This window comes from Sphingorhabdus sp. (assembly GCF_044374345.1).
Classification (GTDB): Bacteria; Pseudomonadota; Alphaproteobacteria; order Sphingomonadales; family Sphingomonadaceae; genus Sphingorhabdus_B.
Genome location: NZ_JBILOS010000006.1, coordinates 18232 through 42705, shown reverse-complemented (window position 1 = coordinate 42705; position 24474 = coordinate 18232). Strand labels below are relative to the sequence as shown.

Below are 24474 nucleotides of genomic sequence, written 5' to 3'. Positions count from 1 at the left end.
GACATCCTTAAGGAGTTCATGGTCCGCAACACATATATTTACCCGCCCGAACCATCGATGCGGATCGTTTCGGACATAATCGCGTACACCAGCGCCAACATGCCGAAGTTTAATAGCATCTCCATCTCCGGCTATCATATGCATGAAGCCGGCGCGACCGCGGTGCAGGAGCTTGCCTTCACCATCGCCGACGGCAAGGAATATGTGCAGCGCGCGATGGCTTCCGGCTTGGATATTGATGCGTTTGCCGGACGGCTGTCCTTCTTCTTTGGAATCGGCATGAACTTCTTCATGGAAGTGTCAAAGCTGCGCGCCGCGCGCACCTTGTGGCACCGCGTCATGGATGAGCTTGGCGCAAAGGACGAACGCTCCAAAATGCTGCGCACGCATTGCCAGACATCGGGCGTGTCGTTGCAAGAGCAAGATCCCTATAACAACGTCATCCGCACCACGGTTGAAGCCATGGCCGCGACCCTTGGCGGCACGCAGAGCCTTCACACCAATGCGTTGGACGAAGCCATTGCGCTGCCTACGGAATTTTCGGCGCGCATTGCGCGGAACACGCAAATCATCCTGGCCGAAGAAACGGGCATTACAAAGGTCGTCGATCCTTTGGGCGGCAGCTATTATGTCGAAGCCTTGACCGCTGAGCTGGTTGATCAGGCGTGGAAAATCATTGGTGAGGTCGACGAACTCGGTGGCATGACCAAGGCTGTCGCATCGGGCATGCCCAAGCGTTTGATCGAAGAAGCCGCCGCGGCGCGTCAGGCACGGGTCGATAAGGGTGAAGACGTCATCGTTGGCGTCAACAAATATCGTCTGGAAACCGAAGACCAGCTCGATACGCTTGAGGTCGATAACGACTTTGTCCGTCAGGGCCAGATTGCACGCCTTGCCGCCACGCGCGCGTCGCGTGATAAAGCTGCGTGTCAGGCCGCATTGAGTGCGCTGACCGAAGGGGCCCGTGCGTTCCCCGGCGAAGGCCGGGGGCCAGTGCCGCACAACGCAACGTCCGAGACTGGACCCCTGCCTGCGCAGGGGAACACAAACCTGCTCGCGCTGGCCGTCGACGCCGCCCGCGCACGCGCCACACTGGGCGAGATATCGGACGCAATGGAGGCTGTGTTTGGCCGCTATGCAACCACACCCGTACCTGTGCAGGGTATTTATGGCAGCGCGCATGAATTCGACAAACGCTGGGCGCAAGTGCTCGACGGCGTCGCATCGGTTGGCCGCCGCTTGGGCCGCAAACCAAAATTGCTCGTCGCCAAAATGGGGCAGGATGGCCACGATCGCGGTGCGAACGTCATTGCCTCTGCATTTTCCGACATGGGCTTCGACGTCATCAGCGGGCCATTGTTCCAGACACCCGAAGAAACCGTTGTGTTGGCGCTACAGCATGATGTCGATGCCGTGGGTGCCTCCAGCCTTGCTGCAGGACATAAGACGCTGATCCCAGAGCTCATAAAGGGTCTGCGCGAAGCGGGGCGTGGCGACATCAAGGTCATTGCCGGTGGCGTTATTCCACCGCAGGATTATGATTTTCTGCGTGAAGCGGGTGTTCAGGGCATTTACGGTCCGGGCAGCAATGTTGTTGAGTGCGCAGCCGATGTTTTGACGTTGCTCGGCCACAATATGCCGCCGTTGCATGATGCGGCGGAGTGAGACGCATGCGATCTTGTTGGAAACAGACATGGTAGGTTCAACACCGCCTCTGCCGCTTTCAGCCAGCGTCAACGCCGCGCAACTTGCCAAGGCCTATGTCATTGCCGAGGTTGATGTGCGCGATGCCGCTGCGTACGAAGAATACACATCCGCCGTTGTCCCTATCGTTGCCCAATTTGGGGGGCGTTACATCGTTCGTGGGGGTAGAATAGAAAGCCTTGAAGGCAGCGATCCCAGCGGCCGCATGGTCGTCATTGAATTTTCGCATTTTGCCGCGGCCCAGGCGTTTTTAAGCTCCGAAGAATATCGTCCCGTCGCTGATATCCGGCATAAGACAGCTATATCCCGCATTATGATTGTTGAAGGAACGCTTCCTTAATGTTCAAGAAAATCCTGATCGCCAACCGTGGCGAGATCGCTTGCCGTATCATCAAGACCGCACGCCGGATGGGGATCGCAACTGTCGCGGTCTATTCCGATGCGGATGCGCGTGCACCATTTGTGCAAATGGCCGATGAAGCGGTGCATATCGGGCCTTCGCCTGCCGCGCAGTCTTATTTGATTGCCGACAAGATCATCGCCGCGTGTAAGGCAACGGGCGCGGAGGCAGTCCACCCCGGCTATGGCTTCCTGTCCGAACGCACCAGCTTTGCCGAGGCTTTGGCCAAGGAAAACATCGCGTTCATCGGCCCGCCCGTGAACGCAATTGCCGCGATGGGCGACAAGATCGAGTCCAAGAAACTGGCCATGAAAGCAGGCGTCAACGTCGTTCCCGGTTTTGTGGGTGAGATTGACGACACCGAACATGCCGTGCGGATTTCGGAAGAAATCGGCTATCCAGTGATGATGAAGGCCAGCGCGGGCGGCGGCGGCAAGGGGATGCGGCTTGCCTATAATGAGCAGGATGTGCGCGAAGGCTTTGAAGCGACCAAACGCGAGGGGCTGAATTCCTTCGGCGACGACCGCGTTTTTATCGAGAAATTCATCCTCAACCCGCGCCATATCGAAATCCAGATATTGGGCGATCAGCATGGCAATATTTTATACCTGAACGAACGCGAATGTTCGATCCAGCGGCGCCATCAGAAGGTCGTGGAAGAGGCGCCATCGCCCTTCGTCACGCCCAAGATGCGCAAGGCGATGGGTGAGCAATGCGTCGCATTGTCACGTGCAGTAGGCTATTATTCGGCGGGTACTGTGGAACTGATCGTATCGGGTGCAGACCCGAGCGGCGAGAGTTTCTACTTCCTGGAAATGAACACCCGTTTGCAGGTGGAGCATCCGGTGACCGAATGCATCACCGGCATCGATCTGGTCGAACAAATGATCCGCGTTGCCGCTGGCGAGAAGCTCGCCATGACGCAGGATGATATCAAGATTGACGGTTGGGCCATTGAAAACCGCGTCTATGCCGAAGACCCCTATCGAGGATTCCTGCCCTCAACAGGCCGCCTGACGCGCTATCGTCCGCCAGTCGCTGGCTGGACTGAGGACGAGTACGCTAACGGCCGTCGCGGTGTCGAAGGCGTTCGCGTTGACGACGGCGTTTATGATGGCGGCGAAGTGTCTATGTTCTACGACCCGATGATCGCCAAGCTGATCACATGGGGCAAAACCCGCGACGAAGCGGCTGACTTGCAAATCGCTGCGCTGGACCGTTTCGAAATCGAAGGCCTTGGCCACAATATCGATTTCGTCAGCGCCATCATGCAGCACCCGCGCTTCCGTTCCGGCGAATTGACCACGGGGTTTATCGCGGAGGAATATCCGGACGGTTTCCACGGCGCGGCATCAACGCCCGATTTGGTCAAATCACTCGCGGCCATCGCAGGGTTCGTGGCGACGGCAGAAGCCGACCGCGCGCGCCATGTCGACGGCCAGTTGGGCGATACGCTGGAACCGCCCGCACGCTGGCAAGTGAAGATCGGTGACGCTGTCCACGATATCGAAATGGTCGATGGTGACATGCACGTCGACGGGGAACATTTCGACCTTTCAATGGAATATGATCCGGGTGATCGCTTGATCGAGGCGGAAGTCGGTGACGAAGAGCTGGCGGTCAAAGTTTCGAAGATGCGGACTGGCTTTAAGCTAACCACGCGCGGCGCAACGCATATCGCGCGCGTCCTGCCGGGGCATATTGCGCATTTGGCCGATCACATGATTGAAAAGATCGCGCCGGATCTCTCCAGATTCCTCATTTGCCCAATGCCCGGCCTGTTGACGACATTGCACGTCAATGCCGGCGATGCTGTGGAAGCAGGGCAACCACTCGCCGTGGTGGAAGCCATGAAGATGGAGAATATCCTGCGCGCCGAGAAATCCGGGACGGTAAAGATTGTCAACGCCAAGGCAGGGGACAGCCTTGCCGTCGATGCTGTCATTCTGGAAATGGAATAATATGCGCGCGGTGGCTTAATCCAAAATCGCTACCGCCCGTATCCATCCCGCGCTCGCACGCTCGATCTTCACGGGGAAGCATGACAGCGTAAAACCAAAGGCTGGCAATGCTTCCAAATTGGTAAGCTTTTCAATTTGGTAATAAGGCTGGATACGTCCGGCCTTATGTCCTTCCCAAATAATCGACGGATCGCGCTTTTCGGCCCAACGCTTGGCCGTATGGCTGAACGGCGCATCCCAGCTCCATGCGTCGGTGCCGACAACCTGCACGCCCAGCGAGGTCAAATACAGCGTTGCTTCCGCGCCCATGCCAACGCCTTGGTCGGTGAAATTATCCGTGCCGTAAACCGCACCAGACTGCACCAGAACAATGTCGCGTGGTTGCAGCGTATATCCGATACGCTTGAGTTCGGCCTCGACCTCCGAAGCACTGACGACATGGCCAGCGGGCAAATGCGAAAAATCCAACTTCACGCCCGGTGCGAAAAACAAATCCAACGGCGCTTCGTCAATCGATGGGGCAGGGCGTGCTCCGGCATCTGTTGTTGAATGGAAATGCCACGGCGCGTCCATATGCGTTCCGTTATGCGTGGAAAGCGTGAGGCTTTCGACGGCCCAACCCTCCCCATCGGGAAGGTCGTTCTTCGTGAGCCCCGGGAAAAACATCGCAATCTGTTCCCACGTGTTTTCATGCGTCATATAGGAAATCTGCGGCCGCATGACGGGCGGATCGGAAATGACGTCGTTGGTAATCGGGATCGACAGATCAATAAATACCGGCATGCTCTTCTCCTCTCCCAAATCGTTAATCGCCCTTGTGGATAAGCGCAACAAGCCGCTTGAACAGAGCGACATAGCGATTAAGACAGGCAAGAGGGTTTTTTGGGGAATATCATGGCCGCTGCTACCGAGAACGAAATCACACTTGATCCGAAACGGGACCGCCTGGTCATAACGGCGTCATCACTTGGCACCGTGTTCGAATGGTATGACTTCTTTGTCTATGGCATCCTAGCGGCGCTGATCGGTAAGCTATTCTTTCCTGCAGATAACCCAACCGCCGCAACGCTGGCTTCTCTGGCCATATTCGGTGCGGGCTTTGGTGTTCGTCCGCTTGGGGCAATATTATTTGGCTATTTCGGCGACAAGATTGGGCGGAAATATACCTTCCTCGTGACGATCACGCTCATGGGCGTCGCGACCGCCGCGATTGGCCTATTACCCACATTTGAGACCGCAGGCGTCTGGGCCGCAGGCCTGTTGTTGCTGATGCGCTGTCTTCAGGGGCTGGCGCTTGGCGGTGAATATGGCGGCGCGGCCATATATGTTGCCGAACATGCACCCGAGGGAAAACGCGGCCAATATACCAGTTGGATCCAAGCATCGGTCGCTGGCGGCTTTTTGCTTGCGGTTATCGTGGTCCTTATCACCCGTCAGTCGATGAGTAACGAAGCGTTTGAAGCCTGGGGTTGGCGCGTGCCGTTTCTGACGTCGATCTTGTTGCTCGCCATATCGCTGTTCATGCGGCTTAAATTGTCTGAAAGCCCTGTTTTCAAGGCCATGAAAGCGGCAGGAACGACGTCCAAAAATCCGTTTGTCGAAAGCTTCCAATATCCCGGCAACATCGGACGTCTCTTGGTTGCGCTATTTGGCGTCGCCGCGGGTCTTACGGTGATCTATTATACATCGCAATTCGGAACGCTCTATTTTCTGACAGGTACGGCGCGTGTGCCAGAGACAGATGCCTTGCTGTACATGGCCGTGGGTGCCGCGCTCGCCGCTCCAACCTATGTTGCATGCGGTTGGTTGTCGGACAAATGGGGCCGCAAGCGGATGCTTTTGCTGGGCTACGGCCTTTCTATCATCGGCGTGTTCCCAATCTTCTGGATGATGGCGGATGCAGCTAATCCCGCACTTGCGCGCGCGACTGTTAGCAACCCGGTCACGCTGTCGATGCCCGAATGTGATTTCAACGCATTAAACCGCGTTCACGAAAGCGAATGCGCGCAGGCGCTGAACTTCCTGACCAAGCGCGGCATTGCATATAGCAAGCAATCGGGCGAGACTGTGTCATTGAAGGTCGGCGATGCCCAGTTGCAGGGCTTTGACGAAAAAGCCTATATCGCCGCATTGGAGAAGGCGGGCTATCCCGACAAATCTGATCCTGCCCAGCGGCAGCCATGGAAAATCATTCTCGCGGTGTTCCTGATGGTCGCGTTGTCGGGTATGACCTATGGACAGGTTGCAGCCATTTTGGTCGAAATGTTCCCGGCCAAAATCCGCTACACCTCCATGTCTATACCTTATCATATTGGCGCAGGTTATTTTGGCGGCTTTCTGCCCTATATCTCGCAATATATTGTCGCGCAGACCGGGCAGCCATTCTCTGGTCTTTGGTATACGGTCGGTGTCACAGCATTGGCCTTTGTCGTTGCATTGATTTGGCTGCCGGAAACGTCGGGAAAGACCAAGCTGGATTGACACGCAATGGGGTAGGGGCAAAAGGCCGCGGATGACCGATTTTGAACCCCCACTGCGTTTAATCCTTGATGGCGAAGCTCTCGCTTCGAACTGGAAAGCGCTCAACGCACGCAGCGGCTCGGCGCAGGCTGGCGCGGCGGTAAAGGCCAACGGCTATGGCCTTGGCGCGCGCGAAGTGGCGGCGCGGTTGCGCGATGCAGGGTGCCGCGACTTTTTCGTTGCCCATTGGGGCGAAGCCGCTGCGATCGCGGATGTTATTCCTCCGGCCTGGATGTCCGTCTTAAACGGCATTCAGGCCGCTGACATTCCGCACATACGCGCTTTAGGCGCAGTGCCCGTGCTGAACACGCCAGAACAGGTCGCGATCTGGCACGCGTCAGGTGGCGGACGTTGCCACATCATGTTCGACAGCGGCATCAATCGGCTTGGCATCGGGCCGGAGCAGATGTCGCAATGCCGCTTACACGATCTCGATGTTGATTTGCTGTTGTCGCATCTGGCGTCGGCGGATGAGGATAGCGCGCAGAACGAAGCACAACAGCGCCTATTCCATGAACATGCGGCTGCTTCGGGCGCGAAGCGCCTGAGCCTTGCCAACAGTGCGGGCATCATGCTCGGTGCGGATTATCATTATGATCTCACGCGCCCCGGGCTCAGCGTATATGGCGGCATCGCACGCTCCGGCATGGAGGCCTTCATCAAGCCCGTCGCGCGTCTTTCCGCACGCTTGCTTCAGGTGCGGGCACTGCCTGCCGGCGCGCCTATTGGTTACAACGCGACACATATCTGTGGAAACGATACGACCGTCGGGACGATTTCTATCGGATATGCCGATGGGTATCTGCGCGCCTTCTCTAGCAAGGGAACAGCGCATCATGGCGCGGCCGCATTGCCTGTTCTGGGGCGCGTATCCATGGATCTCGTGACAATCGACGTCAGTGCGGCGCCTGAGCTTCGCGAAGGCGACTGGGTAGACGTCGATTATCACCTGCCCACAGCATCGGCGCTGACGGGGCTATCGCAATATGAATTGCTCACCAATCTGGGAACCCGCTTCGAACGCATTTGGCGGTAGTTCGCTGGCGCGTTTTAGTGGCCTGCGGATAAACCAATAAAAAAGGGCGCCACACGGGCGCCCTTTTCAATTTCTATGTGTAACGATTAGAACGTGGCACGAACGCTCATTTGGAAGCGGCGGCCAATCAAATCGTTGTAGCTAGAAGGATGGAGCTCACCGAAGTAATTCTGTCCTTGGCGGTTAAGCAAGTTTGTAACCGACAGAGTGATACGGAAATCGTCGGTTGCATCGATAAAAAAGCCACCGCTGACGATGAAAAAGTCATTTAGCTTGTCGACTTCGCGCGCATCGGGCCCAGAACCAGCCACTCCTGGCGCACGGTTCAATCGGCTAAACAACTGTTCTCCGGTGTATGTTACTGTTGTCGTAACGCCGAACTCTTCTTGAGCGTAGCGGAAACGCAACTGGCCCGAGAATTCAGGGTCTCCAATGACCCCGTCACTGCGGCTTGGCGCAACACCGGTAATGTCTACAAGACGGCGCCGGACATAAAGCATGTCGCCACCTAATGTAAATGTACCTTTGAACAATGGAAGATCGTAACCAATTGTTCCTTGAATTCCGCTAAACTTGATATTGTTGCCATTAACAAAACCGCTGCGGACAGCGGGGTTTTGTGGATCACCCTGAACACGTCCATTGGGACCATAGTTAATCTGTTCACAGAAGCCGTTACCATTGGATGGGTCCGACTTATCAAAGTTAGGGTTGTCGAAACAACCGGACGCAATCTGCGCGATCGTCAAGTTCGAAATTGGCTTATTCAGCGTAATGTCGATGTAGTCCGCCGTGATTGACAGTCTTGGGATGAATGTCGGACGAACAATGACGCCGAAGCTATAACTGTCAGCAGCTTCGTTATCCAGGTTTGGATTTCCGCCGGACTGCGCAGGCACACTCGCCGTAGATGCAGGGTCCGGAGAGTTGAAATCGGTTCCTGGAAACGCTGCGATGAAAGCAGCGCAGTTCGCGGCACGGATTGTAGGTGCCGGGCCCGCGTTACGTGCCGAGGGCTGACACAGATCTGGAACGAATGCAAAGGTGTTCACCTTTGGCAGGAACAGCTCTGTGATCGCAGGAGAACGGAAGGACCGTGTGAAGTTACCACGGAATTCCACGTCGGGGATCGGTGCAAGGGTGCCGCCGACCATGTATGATGCGAACCCTCCGTTTACGGTGTTATCAGAATAACGACCACGTGCGGTGATAGACGCGTTGTGAATGAAAGGAACATTATTCTCTTCAATAACAAGCGGCACAACTAGCTCGCCGAACGCCTCGTCAAGATTATACCTACCGGACAAAGGTGTAATAGCAACGGAGCGTCCCCGACCTGCCTGCTGGAAATCACTAGGTGTAAAGCTCGCTTTCTCGTCACGGTGCTCATACCCAATGTTGAAACCAACCGGGCCTGCCCAAAGATCAAACAGCGAACCACCAATGTTGGCGTTGAAAACTGTCTGCTCTTGCTCACTGATGGTCACAAAATCTTCGATGACATAGTCCCGCGCTGTTGCGGATGCGCGACCATCACCAAACACATCAAGGGGAACGCAATTTGGATCCGCAATCGGCGTGCCACCAGGAGCAGCAAAACCGGTTAGCGTGGTACCGACAAGGCGCGTAGGCGCTGTTGTACATACAATTTGGCCATTTCCGTCACGCGTCACGTTTACAGCATTGATGAAATTTTGGGCATTCAAATCTTGACCAAAATCCATGCTGCGCGTCTTGCCGTGGCTAGCATATGTTTCAAAATTCAACGAACGACCAAAAACGTTCAGATCCGCTTTCAAACCACCGACCATGTTATACAAACGGGTTTTGTTGAAACCGGTAAGATCGGCATAGTCATCAGATGCGCGAGATAGGCTGAACGTCGTAACACCGCGTGAAACCAGTGCCGCCCGCGCTTGTGGCGTCAACAACGGGTTGTCTACGGAGAATGTCAGCGCGCCACTAAGGCCGCCGAAAAGCGAGCTGTTGAACGTGGGCTGCTGCGTCAATTCGTCAGCACGCGATTCGAAGTAGCTTCCCTCAAAAAACAGCTCGACATCTGGAGTCACATCAAAAGTTACGAATGCATTTGCGCTTGTACGATTGAGATCAGAGGTGATCTGCGTGAAGTCCGAGAATACGAAACCGTCGCCACCTGAACCTGACGTACCCGGAAAAACAACACCCTGATTAAAGGGTATAAGATTACCGCTGGAGTCAAACTGCAGACCGCTAGATGTGCGCGTACCAAAGGGGACCGCTGGATTTAGCGGGTTTGTTCCCGCACCGGAGAGGTTGGTGCCAGTGATTAGACCGCCACGTGTCAGGAATGGAATGTTAACGTTGCGAATAAGAACCGAACCAGGCCATCCATCGGTAGAACTGTTGTTAAATCCTATGCCAGTATTCAAACGACCGTCGTTCGTTTGATTGACGCCGGGAAAACGGAGCGATGCATTTTGCGCATCGGATGGATTCGTTCCGTTACCAATCCGACGACGCAGAAAATCACGGTCATTATATTCGAGGCCATCCAACTCGTCGCGTGAGAAAGCAACCGTAATATTCAGGCGGTCGTCCAGGAAATCTTTTCCGATGATCCCGGAGAAATTGTAATTTGCATTGTCACCGCGGGCGGTAATGCCTGTGGTGACTGAAAACTCAGCACCGTCAAAACGTGTCCGCTGGAAAATGTTGATAACACCCGAAATGGCGTCCGAACCATAGATAGGCGCACCGCCCACGCTAAGCTGGTCGATTTTATCGGTAAGGATACTTGGCTGTGTGTTAAGGTCGACTTGCGTTCCGGCGCCCGCGTTTGCAAAAATCGTCGCTACGTTCGAACTTACAAAACGACGACCATTTATAAGTGTGAGAGTGCGGTTTGAACCGAGGCCATAGCTGTTGGCGAAGTTTACACCTTGACCAAAGCCTTGACCGCCCTGCGGCGTAACACTTCCGCGAATCCCAGGAAGCTCGTTCAACGCATCGGCTATGTTCGTAAAATTGCGTTCGCGCAGTTGGCGATAATCGAGAGTCGTTGTCGGCTCGATTGATTCAAGATTAGGAAGTCTGATGCGCGATCCGGTTACCGTGATGACTTCTTCGTTTTTGGAGGACTCTTCAGCGCTGCTTTCATCAGGCTGCGCATCCTGCGCGTAGGATGGAACGGCGCTAAACAGCGCTAGGCTGATAGCGGAGCCTGCGACCAATAAACGTGACTTCTTCATTAAAAAAATCCCCAGCTGTTTTGTTCATTTTCAATTAATAGTCCAGTAAAGCGTAGACGGACAACATGTGCAATAGCTCCCGAAGAAAAAAACTGCTTTTTCCGATATTGTTGCTGTCAGGCCACATAGGGCAAACCGCTGTAGCGGACAGGTTTAGACATCAAAAAGTCAGAGCACGACAGGCAAATTCCCTTTCAATGTGCTCCCAAAAGTCCCTGAACCTTAGGCAAATTTCGCTGCACCGCGCGCCGATGTTGCAGTGCACCACAGCTTGGTGCTATCGGACTTCTAACATCCGCGAAAGGAATATGAATGGCACGTGCAGCCAGCAGAAATGGTGATGGCCCCATCATCATCAAAAAATACGCGAACCGGCGGCTCTACAACACGCATTCGTCCAAATATATTACGTTGGACTTCCTGGCGGAACTGACTCGTAAGGATATCGACTTCAAAGTTGTTGATGCCAAAACGAATGAGGACATTACCCATGGTGTGCTGACACAAATCATCATGGAAGAAGAAAATAGCGGACAGCAGATGTTGCCAGTCGGCTTCCTGAAACAATTGATCGCCATGTATGGGGATTCCATGCAGGGCATGGTCCCGCAGTTTCTGGAAAGCTCCATGGACAATTTCCGCAAGAACCAAAAGCAGGTGCAGGATGCGATTGAAACCGCAATCACCTCCGGTCCTTTTGGCCATATTGCAAAACAGAATATCGAATTCATGCGTTCTGCACGCGAAGCGTTGATGCCCAATCTTGGCGGCCTTACGGGCGGCAAAGCTGCGCAGACAGAGACAGTTGCGGATCTTAAGCGGCAGATTGCGGAATTGCAGGCGAAGCTTGATAAAATTGCGACGGATTAACGCCGCAGCCATAATCACTATAAAGTAACAGGTAAGATTTTGATAAAACATGCTTTAAGCGTCACGCGCGCGCAAAATTTCGCGGGCTGGTATCAGGAAGTTATTTCGGAGGCCGATCTCGCAGAAGAATCGGGTGTCCGTGGTTGCATGGTTATCCGGCCATGGGGCTATGGCATGTGGGAACGCATCCAAAAGCTGATGGACGCGGAAATCAAAGCTGCAGGCGTGGAAAACTGCTATTTCCCGTTGTTCATCCCCTTGTCGTTTTTTGAAAAAGAAGCCGACCATGTGGAGGGCTTTGCGAAGGAAATGGCGGTCGTCACGCACCACCGCTTAATTGGTGATGGCAAAGGCAAGTTGATCCCGGATCCGGATTCCAAGCTGGAAGAGCCGCTGGTTGTTCGCCCAACATCGGAAACGGTGATTGGTGCGGCGATGAGCCGATGGGTCCAAAGCTGGCGTGATTTGCCGTTGATGGTCAATCAATGGGCCAATGTTGTGCGCTGGGAAATGCGCACGCGTATGTTTCTGCGCACCAGTGAGTTTCTATGGCAGGAAGGGCACACCGCCCACGCCGATCGCGCCGATGCGATGCAGGAAACCATGCGCGCGCTCGAAATGTATCGCGCCTTCGCCGAGGGGCCCCTGGCCATGCCAGTCGTGGCTGGCGAAAAGCCCGAGAATGAACGCTTCCCGGGCGCCGTTGCAACATATAGCATCGAAGCGATGATGCAGGACGGCAAAGCTTTGCAGGCTGGCACGTCGCATTATCTGGGCACCGGTTTTGCCGAAGCATCGGGCATCAAATATCAGGATAAGGACGGCAGCCAACAATTTGCGCACACCACCAGCTGGGGTGTTTCCACGCGGATGATTGGCGGCGTTATCATGACGCATGGCGATGATGATGGCTTGCGCTGTCCGCCGCAAATTGCCCCGCACCAAATCGTCATTATACCAATGTTGCGCGACAATGACGAAGACGAAGCCGTGCTGGAATATTGCCGCAGCCTGCGCCTCGAATTGCTCGCGTTAAGTGCGTTCGGCGAACCCTTGCGCGTATTGCTGGATACCAAAGCGGCGAAGGCATCGAACAAGCGTTGGTCTTGGGTCAAGAAAGGCGCGCCCATCATCGTTGAAGTGGGCCCACGCGATGTGGGCGAAGGCAAAGCGGCCGTTTTGCGCCGTGATCGCCTGTATAAGGACGACGGCAAGCTTGCGACGGCATTTACCCCGCGCGATGAATTTGTCGCGGCGGCCGCTGGCTTGCTCGAGGACATTCAGTCCACATTGTACACGCAAGCAAAAGAGCGGCTTGATGCCAACATCCGCCGCGACGTCACCGACCTTGCCGCGCATTTTGCTGGTGACGAGGCGAAGTTTGCTGGCTGGGTAGAGGTTCAGTGGGCACGCCCAACCGGCGCTGCACTCGATAAAATCGTTGAGCAGTTAAAAGCGCTCAAACTGACGATGCGGAACAGCCCAATTGATGCGGCGGCGGTCGACGGCGCATGCTTTTTTACCGGCGAACCTGCCGTGGAACGGATCCTTATTGGCCGGACTTATTAGGGAATGGCCAAAAGAACCCATTTTGAAGGTCTTCCGTCCCGCGAACAGATACTCGCCTTTATCCAGTCGTCCAACGACCCTGCGGGAAAGCGTGAGATTGCGCGGGAATTCGGCTTGCGCGGGCATGAAAAGATCGCGCTGAAGGCATTGTTGAAAGACATGACCGATGAAGGCCTGATTGACATGGCACCGGGTCGTGCCTTTCACAAAATGGGCGGCGTGCCAAAAGTCACGGTGCTGAAAATTATTGCGATTGACGGCAACCAAGCGGTGGCCATTCCGGAGCATTGGGAAGCTGAAGGCATTCCGGCACCCAAGATCCGGGTGATCGAGACCAAAGGCAAGCGCAACAGTGCGTTGGGCATTGGCGACCGCATTTTGGCGCGCACCGAAGAACGCGGCAATGGCTGGGCCGCGCATGTTATGAAGAAACTCGCCAAGGGTAGCGAGCAGATTTTGGGTGTTGTCGAAGGCGGCGAAAATGGGCGTTTCTGGCTAAAATCCGTTGACAAGAAATCACGGTTCGACACCCAAATCGGTGATGTTGGTGACGCAAAAGCTGGCGAGCTGGTCCTTGCGGAATTGACCGGGAACGCGCACAAAAAATCGGCGCGGGTAACGCAGGTTCTGGGCGACCCGTTTGCGCCGAAAAGCTTCAGCCTCATTGCCATTCATAAATTCGGCATTCCGTTTGAGATGCCAGAAACCGTGGAGCGCGAAGCGGAACGTGTACGCGAACTGCCCGTCACCGACGACCATCGCGAAGACCTGCGCCACCTGCCGATTATTGCCATTGACCCCCGCGATGCGCGTGATTTCGATGATGCGATTTGGGCAACGCCAAATGCGGATACGGGCGGATTTGACGCCATCGTCGCGATTGCGGACGTCAGCTATTATGTCCGTCCGGGCAGCGCGCTTGACCATGAGGCGTCGAAGCGCGGGAACAGTGTCTATTTCCCAGACCTGGTCGTGCCCATGTTGCCGCACGCATTGTCATCGGACAAATGCTCGTTGCGGGCGGGGGAAGACCGTGCGGTACTCGCTTGCCACCTTGCCATTGGTAAGACGGGCCAAGTGACGTCATGGCGCTTCACGCGCGCAGTGGCGCGGATTGCCGCCAATATTCCTTATCCCGACGCACAAGCCGCGATTGACGGGACGATGGAAAATCCGTTGCTGGAGACCGCGCTAAAGCCATTATGGGCATGTTGGCGGCTGCTGTCGAAGGCGCGTGCCAAGCGCGCGCCATTGGAACTAAACTTGCCCGAAAAGCGTATCACGCTGGATGCACAAGGCCGCGTGACGGGCGTTGCCGAACGCGAGCAGCTTGAAGCGCATCGTTTGGTCGAAGATTTCATGATCGCGGCCAATGTCGCGGCCGCCAAAGCCTTAGAGGCGAAGAAATCCTCGCTCATTTACCGCGCCCATGAACCGCCAGGCCGCGAAAAGCTGGTCGCGTTGAAGGAATATCTCAAAACCTTCGACATTGATTTTGCGCTGGGGCAGGTGGTTAAGCCGGAAACCTTCAACGGGATCTTGGCAAAGATCATCGACGAAGAAATCCGCCCACAAATTATGGAAGCCGTCCTCCGCAGCCAGACTCAGGCTTATTATGGCCCGACCAATGTCGGACATTTCGGCCTGTCCTTGGGCAGCTACGCGCACTTTACCTCACCCATTCGCCGTTATGCCGACCTTATCGTGCATCGCGCGTTGGTCAGTGCCTATGGGCTGGAAATGCCCAAGCCGAAGATCAAGGATGTCGAACCAATAACCGGTCTGACTGAGGCCGCGATTGCACGATTACCCGCGACCGCCGAAGCGATTAGCCGCACCGAACGCCGCGCGATGGAAGCCGAGCGCGAGACCACAGACCGCTATATCGCGGCATATCTGTCGGCGCAGGTCGGGCAAGTGGTTCAGGCACGCATCACCGGCGTTCAAAATTTCGGTTTTTTCGCAACAGTTGAAGGCGTTGGCGGTGATGGCTTAGTTCCGGTCTCAACACTTGGAAAAGATTATTTCCATTATGATGAGGCGAGCCAAGTGCTCATCGGCGAAAAAACGCGGCAGGAATATCGCCCGGGCATGCGCCTTGAACTCCGCTTGGCCGAAGCCAACCCTATTTCGGGATCACTCCGCTTCGAATTGCCCGAAGGTGGCAGCTATGCGCCGGACCGGTTCAAACATAAGGGTAAGCCAAAGGCCGGTAAATATGACGCGGGCAAACGCGGACGCCCCGGGAACATTCGGCATCAGGGCAAGCGGCGCTAGCTCAATTCATCCAATTGCGCATCGCTCAGCGAGCCGGGGATCACCATAACCGGGCAGGGCAATGTCCCTGCATTAATTCCGGTAAAGTGCGCAATAAGTGGCCCCGGAGCGCCTTGGGCTGCGGCACCGAGTACAAGTGCGGCGATACCGGGATGTTCCTCCAGCATGACCTTGACCACGTCAATGGCTTCGCCGGGCTTCACGGTGATTGCGGGACGAACACCCATTTCGTCAAAAATGGATCCAGCAGCGGCGGTCACAAGCTGTTCAGCCCGGTCGCGCGCTTCTTCCTCCATCGTCGCTTGCACGCCACCCCAGGCGACAAAATCCGCCTGTTCAACGAGCGCAAGGATGTGCACGGTTCCACCCGTTTTTGCGGCACGACGCGACGCAAACCGCAGCGCAAGCCGCGCTTCTTCGGTCTCGTCAATGACAACCAGATATGTGCGCATGCGCTTCCCCCGGCATGGGCCCCTGCGGCCAGCCTTTATGAATTCGTATAGCCTGCGCGAAATTTGCATCCTTGGCAACCTTATCGCGCTTGACGCTTGGGAAAGCTTGGCTATGCGATTATTTCAAATTGCGACCAAAAAAGGCCAAACCCGATGTCTATCGAACTCAAAATGCCCGCACTTTCCCCAACCATGGAAGAAGGCACGCTTGCCAGATGGCTGGTGAAGGAAGGGGACACTGTTTCGTCCGGTGATTTGATCGCAGAGATCGAAACCGACAAAGCGACGATGGAGTTCGAAGCGGTCGACGAAGGTGTGATTACACAATTGCTCGTTGCCGAAGGCACCGACGGCGTGAAAGTCGGCACGGTCATTGCAATCATTCAGGGTGAAGATGACGTTGCGTCCGCCACACCAAAGCCTGCCGCGCCTGTCGCCGCGCAAGCGCCTAAGCCTGCAGCAGTGGCTGCTGCACCAGCGCCAGTCACCGCGCCCGTTGCTGCGCCATCGCATTCCTCAGGTGACCGCATCAAGGCCAGTCCATTGGCAAAGCGCATCGCGGCGAATTCGGGCGTTGATCTTGCGGCTATTAGCGGAACGGGTCCCAATGGACGCATTGTAAAGGCGGATGTCGAGGCGTTCTCCGGCGCAGGCCGGAGCCCAGCCACAGCAACCACAATGGATCCCGGCCTTCGCCGGGAAGCACCTGCGGCTCCGGTTGCGGCAATCGATACCGACATTCCGCACGAAGTCGTCAAGCTCTCCAACATGCGCAAAACCATTGCGCGCCGTCTGACCGAATCCAAGCAGCAGGTTCCGCACATCTATTTGACCGTCGACGTCCGCCTCGATGCTTTGCTCAAGCTGCGCGGAGAGCTTAACGCGTCGCTGGAACCGCGCGGCATCAAGCTGTCGGTCAACGACATGCTGATAAAGGCGCTTGGCCTTGCGCTGATTCAGGTCCCCAAATGCAATGTCAGCTTCGCCGGCGACAATATGCTGCAATATAGCCGCGCCGACATCAGCGTTGCGGTATCGGTGCCCACCGGCCTGATTACGCCCATCGTGACGGACGCAGCAAACAAGTCGCTGTCCAAAATCTCGACCGAAATTGCCGAACTTGCGGCCCGCGCGAAGGAAGGCAAGCTGCAACCCCATGAATATCAGGGCGGCACCGCGTCCATATCCAACATGGGCATGATGGGCATCAAGCAATTCGAAGCCGTCATCAACCCGCCACAGGCGATGATCATGGCGATCGGCGCCGGCGAAAAGCGGCCCTATATCGTCGATGACGCACTCGCCATCGCCACAGTCATGTCGGCCACCGGCAGCTTCGACCACCGCGCCATCGACGGCGCAGACGGCGCGCAGTTGATGAAGGTGTTCAAGGAGTTGGTGGAGAAGCCACTGGGCTTGGTGGCGTAATATGTCGGATTACGACCTCATCGTCCTTGGTTCCGGCCCCGGTGGCTATGTTGCCGCCATCCGCGCGGCGCAGCTGGGCCTGAAAGTTGCGATTGTTGAACGGGAAAATCTCGGCGGCATTTGCCTCAACTGGGGCTGCATCCCGACGAAGGCGTTGCTGCGCTCGGCCGAAATCTATCATTATATGCAGCATGCGGGCGATTACGGCCTGACGGCGGCGAATATCAGCGCGGATATTGACGCGGTGGTGAAGCGGTCGCGCGGTGTGGCCAAGCAGCTTAATCAGGGCGTCACGCATCTGATGAAGAAGAACAAGATCACCGTGCATATGGGCGACGGCAAGCTGACGGCGGCAAACACACTGACGGTCACCAAAGATGGCAAGAGCGAAGAGCTGACCGCGAAGAACATCATCCTCGCCACCGGTGCGCGCGCCCGTGACCTGCCATTTGCGCCTGCCGATGGAAAACGTATCTGGACCTATCGCCACGCGATGGTGCCACCAGAAATGCCGAAAAAGCTGCTGGTCATCGGATCGGGTGCGATTGGCATCGAATTTGCCAGCTTCTACAATGATATGGGCGCAGAGGTCACCGTCGTCGAAATGCTCGACCGCATCGTGCCCGTTGAAGACGCCGATGTTTCGACCTTCCTTGAAAAGGCGCTGACAAAGCAGGGCATGACGATCATGACCGGGGCAGGGGTAGAAGAGCTTAAGGCCAGCGCGACGGGCGTTTCTGCAAAGATCAAGGGCAAGGACGGCAAAGTCATTGCGTCCGAATTCAGCCACTGCATCGTTGCCATCGGCATTGTCCCCAACACCGAAAATATCGGGCTAGAGGCGCTTGGCGTCGAAATGGACCGCGGTTTCCTGAAAACCGATCCGATGTGCCGCACCAATGTGCCGGGCCTGTGGGCCATCGGTGATATCACCGCGCCGCCTTGGTTGGCGCATAAGGCCAGCCATGAAGGCGTTATTGCCGCCGAAGCGATTGCTGGCGGGCATCCGCACGCGATGGACCCCAAGAACATCCCCGGCTGCACCTATTGCCACCCGCAGGTCGCAAGCGTTGGCTTGACCGAAGCTAAGGCGAAAGAGGCGGGTTATGACGTCAAAGTCGGCAACTTCCCGTTCCTCGGCAACGGCAAAGCGATTGCGTTGGGTGAGGCCGAAGGTTTTATCAAAACCGTGTTCGACGCCAAAACCGGCGAGCTACTGGGCGCGCATATGGTTGGCGCTGAAGTGACGGAGCTCATCCAAGGCTATACCATCGGCAAAACGGCGGAGTTGGTTGAGGCGGACTTTATGCACACTGTGTTCCCGCATCCGACATTGAGCGAGATGATGCACGAAAGCGTGCTCGGCGCTTATGGCAAAATGTTACACATGTGATTTTGCCGTTTCGTCTTTGGGCGGGGGCGGCGGTTCTCTTTGTTCTCGTACTCGCGTTGGGTTTCGCTGTTACCGCTGGCTATTTCCGCGCATTTGACCTCGCCGTCTCGCACGCACTCAATATGCAGCGCGGGGTTTCCCCTGATTGGCTGATCTGGCTTATGCAAGGCATCAGCTGGATCGGCGGCGGCGCCCAACGCTACATCATCATCGCCGTTCTGACGTTCGCTTTATGGCGTTGGTGGGGGTGGGGCTCTGCGCTTGCCATGGGCCTAACGACATTGATCGCGGCCCTGACGTCTGACGTCATGAAATATTTTTTCGCACGTGTCCGCCCAGATCTGGTGGCGCAGCTTGACCCTGTCACCAGCCCGGCATTTCCCAGCGGCCATGCCAACAATGCGGCAGTGGTCTACATTCTTTTCATCATGCTGGTACCGCAGGCGCGGCATCCTGTGTGGCAGCTGGCGGCGGCGACGATGATCTTGCTGACCGGTGTTTCGCGGATCATGCTGGGCGTCCATTGGCCGACCGACGTGCTGGGTGGGTGGATGCTGGGTGCGTCCTTCGCGCTTATGGCGGGCGGGGTCATTGCCTATCGCGAGCATCAGCGACAGGGACAGTTTCCTTCGGTCCTCGCACCTTAATACCCACAGCTGCGCTTTTTTCTGTCCTACACGCGCGGAATTTGTCATGCATGTAACTTAACAGTTTTTCGGGAGAAACGACCATGGGACATAGCCTCTACTTTCTGAGAAATGCTGGCGTTTTCGCGATTGCGTTGGCGGCCGTTTCTGCCCCTGCATCCGCGCAAGATACCATCATTACCGCAGATAAGATGATCGACGTTTTGACGGGCAAGACCGTGGACTATCCCGCCGTCTTTGTTGGCGCCGATGGCCGCATTACCAGCATTGCAGACGCACGCACCGTCAAATGGGGCAGTGACGTCAAACATATCAACCTTAGCGGCAAAACCATATTGCCTGGCTTGATCGACATGCACGTCCATCTCGACGGTCCCGCCGATATTGGCGGCTATCGCGGATTGGAATTCACCGACAGCTTTTGGGGCATGACCGCCGTTGGATCGGCGCAAGCGATGCTAAAAGCCGGATTTACGACAGTTCGCAACGTTGGCGCGGGCAACCGCAACGACATCGGTCTGAAACAAGCCATTGAAAATGGCTACGCCAACGGGCCGCGCATTGTTCCGGCTGGCTATGCGCTCGGCGCGACTGGCGGGCATTGCGACTCCACATTCCTGCCACCAAGCCTTGAGAAATCGGGTAAGGAAGAGGGCATCGCCGACAGCGAAGACGAACTGCGTTACCAAGTGCGACGTCAGCGCAAATATGGCGCAGAGGTTATCAAGGTTTGCGCAACGGGCGGCGTGTTTTCGCGCAATACCGAACCCGGCCAGCAGCAGCTTTCGGAGCGCGAGCTTCGCGTGATCGCGGACGAGGCACATCAATGGGGCCTTCGCGTTGCAGCCCATGCCCATGGCGGCGACGGGATCAAAGCCGCGATCAAGGCGGGCATCGATACCATCGAACATGCCAGCCTTGTCGATGATGAAGGCATCAAGCTTGCAGCAGCGCGGCCACGGCCGGTCTGGTTCTCAATGGATATCTTCAACACCGACTATACCCAGTCCGAAGGCGCAAAGAACGGCGTGCTCGAAGACAATCTCAGGAAAGACCGCGAAGTCGCGCAAATCCAACGCGATAATTTCCGCAAGGCGCATAAAGCGGGCGTCAAAATGGTCTTCGCGTCCGATGCTGGCGTGATGCCGCACGCATTGGTCGGCGGGCAGTTCAAGGTCATGGTCGAATATGGCATGACACCGCTGGAGGCGATCCAAGCCGCCACGCGCAATGCGGCGCAGGCTTTGGGCCGTGAAAAGGATGTCGGCGCAATCGCCGTCGGTCGCTTTGCCGATATCATTGCGGTTGATGGTGATCCGCTGGCCAATGTTCGTGAACTGGAATCGGTCGATGCCGTCGTAAAAGGTGGCAAAGTCGTCAACTAAAGCCAATATCACGCTGTGCGATGTTGCATTGATTGCGAACCGCACACTGTGATAAAAAGAGCTAATATGATGAACATCTGGGGGTTTGAACTATGATTTCTCTGGTCGCAGCAACTTTGCTCAGCATGGCCGCCATGAAAGGCGACCCAATGGACAATGCCCGCAAGGCATTCAACAATTGCATGATTGAAACGCACAACACCGCGGTTGACGGAAAAGCGAGCCCAAGCGATTTCATCAAAACCAGCGATGCAGCCTGCCCAACGGAGCGCGCGGCGTATAAGGAAATTCTGATCAAATCGGAACGCTCATACGGTTCAAGCATGGCGGATGCCGAAAAATTTGCGGCTGAAGAAATTCAGATGATCGTCGACTCAATCGTCACCAGCTTCAACGAAAATGTCGAAAGCGGCGCAAAGCTGACGCCCGAGAAATAATCGCGGCGTTGGATGTGCAACAAATTCGGTTGAGATATTGGCGGACAGGGTGGGATTCGAACCCACGGTGAGCTTCCACCCACGACGGTTTTCAAGACCGTTGCCTTAAACCACTCGGCCACCTGTCCGCTTACGCAGTGCCCCTAGCCATCCCGCAAAGCGATGGCAAGGGCCGATGCAGACAAACTGTGGCTTCTCCGCGCGACCGGATGTGGGGTGGCCGCGACCAAAGCATTTCACACCTTGGGTACAATGTGCCAATATGCCGCCTTCAACACAAATGGAGGCCATGTGCGCATTAACCGGAAGTTTTGGCTATCAACGCTAATCTGCACCAGTGCGTGCGTGTTTGGGCCCGCCAGCACCGCGCAAGATATTGCCGCGCCGACCAACCTTGTTGACAATGATGCACATGAGGCCAGATTTCGCGCCTATCTTGGCCAAGTGCGGCAAAAGGCGCTAACCGAAGGCGTCTCTGCGGCCACGCTCGACCGTGTGCTACCTTCGATACGCTTTAACGCGCGCGTTGTTCGGCTTGACCGGCAGCAGCCAGAGGGCGCTTCAAATGCGCCGGTTCCCAATTTTGCACCTTATAAAGCCCGCCATGTCGATGCATCGCGCATTAGCCGGGGCCGTGCGAAATATACCGAGCTTCGCCCATTACTGCAGCGGATCGAAAATGAAACCGGTGTGCCAGAAGAAATCATGATCGCCATTTATGGCCATGAAACCAATTATGGATCGGTCATGGGGAACTTCAACGCGCCCGAAGCCTTGGCGTCGCTCGCATATGAAGGCCGCCGGCGGGCCTTGTTTGAGGCTGAATTGATTGCAGTGCTGAAGATGATCGACAAGGGCGTTCCGCAATATGCCATTACCGGCAGCTGGGCCGGCGCACTCGGAAAGCCGCAGTTTTTGCCTTCGGTATATTTGCGCCTGGCGCGCGATGGGGATGGCGACGGTTATGCTGATATCTGGCGTAGCGAGGTGGACGCCATGACGTCGATCGCCAACTATTTCGTCAACACAGGCTGGCGACGCGGAGAGGAATGGGGCTTTGCTGTCAATGTGCCTGCGTCGTTCAACCGCGCCGCGTTGAATTCGCGCATGATGTCGCCACGCTGCCCCCGCGTTTTTGGGCGGCACAGCCAGTGGAAAACAATCGCGGAATGGCGGCAACTGGGCATCACGCCAGAGCGTGGATTTTGGCCAAAGGACAGCATGATGGCGACCTTGATTGAACCCGATGGCGTCGGCCGAACCGCTTATTTGCTGGGCGGGAACTACCGCGTAATATTGGACTATAATTGTTCAAATTTTTACGCGCTATCGGTGGGGTTATTGGCTGATGCGGTTCGGAATTAAGCCAGCTATCGTTTGATAGGCACGAACGCTATACGGAGCCGTTAAAGGCACCTATTAAGCGGAGCGTGCACGTGCACGGCTTGTCGCGAAATATGAGGACGGAACAGAGCAAATCATGCCCTTATTGGCTGACGAATCACTAGCCCCAGCAGGCTTTTTAACGCGTGCCCTTAATGGCTTGCCGTCATGGGTGGCCGCATGACCGCGCGTGGCCGTTTTTTGTCGATTGAAGGCGGGGAGGGCGTGGGTAAGTCTACGCAGATCAATGCACTTGCGGACATGATCCGAAGCCATGGGCATGAAGTGATTTTGACGCGTGAACCCGGCGGAACAGAGGGTGCGGAGGTCATCCGGCAATTGTTGTTGGGCGGAAGCGCAGAACGCTGGGCCCCGCGGGCGGAAGCTTTGCTATTTGCCGCAGCACGCAGCGACCATGTCGAACGGTTGATCGAACCCGCATTGGCGAGCGGCAAATGGGTCATTGCGGATCGCTTCATCGACAGCAGCCGTGCCTATCAAGGTGCAGGCTCCGGCTTGTCAGATGATGACATCATGACGCTGCACGGCATCGGCAGTCGGGGCCTATTGCCCGACCGGACATTGGTGTTGCGCCTTGATCCGAAAGAAGCCGCACAGCGCGCGGCAGCCAGAGATCAGAACCGTCCTGACCGTATTCAGGGCAGGGCAGAGGATTTTCATTCGGACGTCGATATGGCATTTGTGGGATATGCCGAGCGCGAACCCAGAGTGCGTCTGGTGGACGCGTCAGGAGAGGCCGCAGACGTGACCGCACGGCTATTGGCGCAGATATCCGATTTGTTGGTGGAACCCGCCTGATGGACTATGTCGGCCATGACAAGGCATGGCGCCAGTTTTCCAAAGCCTGCGACAGCGGGAAAACGCACCATGGCTGGATATTGGCCGGGGCGAGGGGGCTTGGCAAATCTGCGTTCGCGCTGAAAGCAGCATCCGCGCTTGTTGACCCAACAAACATGCACGCAAATCTCATCGCCCGCGGTTCCCATCCCGATATTTTGTGGGTGAAACGGCTTCCAAAGGACGCACCCAAGGACGATGAAGACGTCACTGATGAAACCGAGCTCAAACGCAGCATAACGGTGGATCAGATCCGCAGCGTTCAGCAGGTGCTAACATCGCGTCCGGGGCTCAGCGATAAGCGCGCCATCATTATTGATGCTGCGGACGACCTCGAACGCGGCGGTGCCAACGCATTGCTGAAATCTTTGGAAGAACCGCCCGTTGGGACCTTTTTCTTTTTGGTCAGCCATGCCAGCGACCGGTTGCTTCCGACCATCCGATCACGCTGCCAGATATTGCGCTTTGAACCCTTGTGTGACGCAGATATGGCCGAGGCCTTGCAACGCGCCGCGCCTGAGGCGAGCCAGCCTGATATTGAGGCGCTGGTGCGCTTGGGCAACGGGGCACCCGGTCAAGCGCTGGATTTCCTTGGGCTAAGGCTCGACGAGTTGGAAGATGCCATGACGTCCATTTTGCGCTCAGGCGACCGGGATAATGCCATTCGCGTCGCTTTGGCCGAAAAATTATCGCTGAAGGCCGCGCAGCCGCGATATGAAGCCTTCCTGCGCCGCGCGCCTGCACTAATCGCAGAACATACGCGGATGCTTGACGTCGGTCAGGTGCGCGCCGGGATTGATGCGTGGGAGGCCGCAAGCGGGCTGGCCGCACGCGCCATCGCGTTAAGTTTGGACAAGCAGAGCGTCGTCTTTCAAATGGGAAGCTTGCTGGCATCGGTTCAAGCGCATAAGGCGAGCTAATTAG

At 56.2% G+C, this 24474-nt stretch carries 19 protein-coding genes and 1 tRNA gene; 16 read left to right on the top strand and 4 right to left on the bottom strand.

Annotation, left to right across the window (positions count from 1 at the left end):
- The 3 genes from ACIQ5B_RS01390 to ACIQ5B_RS01380 all read left to right on the top strand — a co-directional run.
- On the top strand, nt 1-1665 hold a 1665-nt coding region (locus ACIQ5B_RS01390; RefSeq protein WP_397597449.1), incomplete at its 5' end, for a methylmalonyl-CoA mutase family protein.
- A 28-nt stretch (nt 1666-1693) separates the two neighbouring features.
- Nucleotides 1694-2044 carry a DUF1330 domain-containing protein gene (locus ACIQ5B_RS01385; protein ID WP_397597448.1) on the top strand — a complete coding sequence of 117 codons (351 nt, stop codon included), beginning with the start codon at nt 1694-1696 and terminating at the stop codon, nt 2042-2044.
- A complete protein-coding gene (locus ACIQ5B_RS01380) occupies nt 2044-4065 on the top strand; it encodes a biotin carboxylase N-terminal domain-containing protein (protein ID WP_397597447.1) in 2022 nt (673 codons plus the stop codon). The genes ACIQ5B_RS01385 and ACIQ5B_RS01380 overlap by 1 nt, the downstream gene beginning before the upstream one ends.
- Before the next feature lie 15 nt (nt 4066-4080).
- Here the strand turns inward: ACIQ5B_RS01380 and ACIQ5B_RS01375 are convergent, their stop codons facing one another.
- Nucleotides 4081-4848, bottom strand: a complete 768-nt coding sequence (locus ACIQ5B_RS01375; RefSeq protein WP_397597446.1) for a cyclase family protein — start codon at nt 4846-4848, stop codon at nt 4081-4083.
- A 111-nt stretch (nt 4849-4959) separates the two neighbouring features.
- On the opposite strand from ACIQ5B_RS01375, the gene ACIQ5B_RS01370 reads away from it, so the two are divergent.
- Complete coding sequence (locus tag ACIQ5B_RS01370) at nt 4960-6546, top strand: MFS transporter (protein WP_397597445.1); 1587 nt, start codon at nt 4960-4962, stop codon at nt 6544-6546.
- A 31-nt stretch (nt 6547-6577) separates the two neighbouring features.
- Complete coding sequence (gene alr / locus ACIQ5B_RS01365) at nt 6578-7621, top strand: alanine racemase (RefSeq protein WP_397597444.1); 1044 nt, start codon at nt 6578-6580, stop codon at nt 7619-7621.
- An 86-nt stretch (nt 7622-7707) separates the two neighbouring features.
- Here alr and ACIQ5B_RS01360 read toward each other — a convergent pair whose 3' ends face one another.
- Entirely contained in the window at nt 7708-10851 is a 3144-nt protein-coding gene (locus ACIQ5B_RS01360) for a TonB-dependent receptor domain-containing protein (RefSeq protein WP_397597443.1), read from the bottom strand.
- Between the two features lie 312 nt (nt 10852-11163).
- Between ACIQ5B_RS01360 and phaR the strand changes: the two genes are divergently transcribed.
- Genes phaR through rnr form a run of 3 tightly spaced genes read left to right on the top strand, consistent with a single transcriptional unit; the run spans nt 11164 to nt 15567 of the window.
- Nucleotides 11164-11721, top strand: a complete 558-nt coding sequence (gene phaR / locus ACIQ5B_RS01355; RefSeq protein ID WP_397597442.1) for a polyhydroxyalkanoate synthesis repressor PhaR — start codon at nt 11164-11166, stop codon at nt 11719-11721.
- 39 nt (nt 11722-11760) lie between these two features.
- Nucleotides 11761-13290: a proline--tRNA ligase gene (proS, locus tag ACIQ5B_RS01350; RefSeq protein ID WP_397597441.1), complete on the top strand. Its 1530-nt coding sequence runs from the start codon at nt 11761-11763 to the stop codon at nt 13288-13290.
- A gap of 3 nt (nt 13291-13293) precedes the next feature.
- Nucleotides 13294-15567: a ribonuclease R gene (gene rnr / locus ACIQ5B_RS01345; protein ID WP_397597440.1), complete on the top strand. Its 2274-nt coding sequence runs from the start codon at nt 13294-13296 to the stop codon at nt 15565-15567.
- On the opposite strand, the gene ACIQ5B_RS01340 is transcribed toward rnr, so the two are convergent.
- Nucleotides 15564-16019, bottom strand: a complete 456-nt coding sequence (locus ACIQ5B_RS01340) for a universal stress protein (protein ID WP_324476619.1) — start codon at nt 16017-16019, stop codon at nt 15564-15566. The genes rnr and ACIQ5B_RS01340 overlap by 4 nt on opposite strands.
- 153 nt (nt 16020-16172) lie before the next feature.
- On the opposite strand from ACIQ5B_RS01340, the gene ACIQ5B_RS01335 reads away from it, so the two are divergent.
- The 5 genes from ACIQ5B_RS01335 (at nt 16173) to ACIQ5B_RS01315 (ending at nt 21309) form a co-directional block, all read left to right on the top strand.
- On the top strand, nt 16173-17447 hold the full coding sequence (locus ACIQ5B_RS01335; RefSeq protein ID WP_397597439.1) for a pyruvate dehydrogenase complex dihydrolipoamide acetyltransferase: 1275 nt from the start codon (nt 16173-16175) through the stop codon (nt 17445-17447).
- Nucleotide 17448: 1 nt separating this feature from the next.
- Entirely contained in the window at nt 17449-18840 is a 1392-nt protein-coding gene (lpdA, locus tag ACIQ5B_RS01330; RefSeq protein WP_397597438.1) for a dihydrolipoyl dehydrogenase, read from the top strand.
- On the top strand, nt 18837-19487 hold the full coding sequence (locus ACIQ5B_RS01325; protein WP_397597437.1) for a phosphatase PAP2 family protein: 651 nt from the start codon (nt 18837-18839) through the stop codon (nt 19485-19487). Before lpdA ends, ACIQ5B_RS01325 begins: the two co-directional genes overlap by 4 nt.
- A gap of 83 nt (nt 19488-19570) precedes the next feature.
- Complete coding sequence (locus ACIQ5B_RS01320) at nt 19571-20872, top strand: amidohydrolase family protein (RefSeq protein ID WP_397597436.1); 1302 nt, start codon at nt 19571-19573, stop codon at nt 20870-20872.
- Nucleotides 20873-20964: 92 nt separating this feature from the next.
- On the top strand, nt 20965-21309 hold the full coding sequence (locus ACIQ5B_RS01315; RefSeq protein WP_397597435.1) for a hypothetical protein: 345 nt from the start codon (nt 20965-20967) through the stop codon (nt 21307-21309).
- Nucleotides 21310-21347: 38 nt separating this feature from the next.
- Here the strand turns inward: ACIQ5B_RS01315 and ACIQ5B_RS01310 are convergent.
- Nucleotides 21348-21437: transfer RNA gene (locus ACIQ5B_RS01310), tRNA-Ser, on the bottom strand.
- Between the two features lie 217 nt (nt 21438-21654).
- Between ACIQ5B_RS01310 and ACIQ5B_RS01305 the strand changes: the two genes are divergently transcribed.
- The 3 genes from ACIQ5B_RS01305 (at nt 21655) to ACIQ5B_RS01295 (ending at nt 24470) form a co-directional block, all read left to right on the top strand.
- A complete protein-coding gene (locus ACIQ5B_RS01305; protein WP_397597434.1) occupies nt 21655-22674 on the top strand; it encodes a lytic transglycosylase domain-containing protein in 1020 nt (339 codons plus the stop codon).
- Nucleotides 22675-22872: 198 nt separating this feature from the next.
- A complete protein-coding gene (gene tmk, locus ACIQ5B_RS01300) occupies nt 22873-23511 on the top strand; it encodes a dTMP kinase (RefSeq protein WP_397597433.1) in 639 nt (212 codons plus the stop codon).
- A complete protein-coding gene (locus tag ACIQ5B_RS01295) occupies nt 23511-24470 on the top strand; it encodes a DNA polymerase III subunit delta' (RefSeq protein WP_397597432.1) in 960 nt (319 codons plus the stop codon). The genes tmk and ACIQ5B_RS01295 overlap by 1 nt, the downstream gene beginning before the upstream one ends.
- Nucleotides 24471-24474 lie beyond the last annotated feature (4 nt).